Source organism: Lacrimispora sp. 210928-DFI.3.58 (assembly GCF_020554865.1).
GTDB lineage: Bacteria > Bacillota > Clostridia > Lachnospirales > Lachnospiraceae > Enterocloster.
In genome coordinates this window covers 1-1118 of sequence record NZ_JAJCIC010000094.1, presented here as the reverse complement: position 1 = coordinate 1118, position 1118 = coordinate 1, and the positions used below count along the sequence as shown (strand labels likewise).

The window sequence follows — 1118 nt, the reverse complement described above, 5'->3', positions numbered from 1 at the left end:
GCGATATCAAAGATCGGCGCATTCTCGTTGGTGTTGATGGCAACGATCAGGCCGGAGTTCTGCATTCCTGCTGCGTGCTGGATTGCTCCGCTGATCCCGCAGGCAAAGTAGATCTTTGGCTTTACCGTGGTTCCTGTCTGCCCTACCTGGTATGCATGGTCGATCCAGCCCTCGTCTACTGCTGCTCTGGACGCTGCGATGGTCCCTCCGAACTTCTCTGCCAGCTCCTTTAACAGCTCAAAGCCCTCTGGCTTCCCAAGGCCCATTCCTCCGGATACGATCACGTCTGCGTCTGTCAGGGATACCATTTCCTTTGCGCTCTTTACAACTTCCAGCACCTTTGTGCGGATGTCTCCCTCACCAAAGGACGCATCCAGCTTTACAAGCTCTCCCTTTCTTCCTGCCTCCCTGGCTGCCTTCTCCATGACTCCCGGACGTACCGTGGACATCTGCGGGCGGTGGTTCGGGCATACGATGGTTGCCATCAGGTTTCCTCCGAAGGCCGGACGGGTCTGCATGATCCCCTTTGTCTCCGGGTTGATCTCTAACTTCGTGCAGTCTGCTGTCAATCCGGTGTTGCACTTTACTGCCAGGCAGGGGCCTAAGTCACGGCCGATGTGGGTTGCTCCCAGCAGCACGATCTCCGGCTTGTAGGTGGTAATCGCTTCATAGATCGCCTTTGTATAAGCGTCTGTGGTGTACTGCTTAAGCTCCGGTGCATCGGCATAGTATACCTTGTCTGCTCCGTACTCAAAGAGCTCGTCTGCCAGGTTCTCCACGCCGCTTCCGCACAGTACGGCGCACAGCTCACAGCCAACGGCTGCCGCCAGCTTCTTTCCTTCGCCTAACAGCTCAATGGCTACCTGCATGAGCTTTCCTTCTCTCTGCTCTGCAAATACCCACACGCCATGGTATGCGCTCAGATCCTTGCCGCCTGCTTCCTCTTCTGCCTTCTCAATGGCTCCAAAGGGGCAGACCTCCACGCACTGGCCGCAGCCTGTACATCCGTCTCCGATCACTGCCAGCTTTCCTTCCATGCTGATTGCGGAGAACGGGCAGTTCTTTATACATTTGGTACATCCTTTACATTTTTCCTTGATTACATTGATTGCCATGAT

1 protein-coding gene is annotated in these 1118 nt (G+C 55.2%); it reads right to left on the bottom strand.

What is annotated here, in order from left to right; translation table 11 throughout:
• A partial coding sequence (locus tag LIZ87_RS22045) for an electron transfer flavoprotein subunit alpha (RefSeq protein ID WP_178315259.1) occupies nucleotides 1–1115 on the bottom strand: 1115 nt, incomplete at its 3' end.
• Nucleotides 1116–1118: the final 3 nt, after the last annotated feature.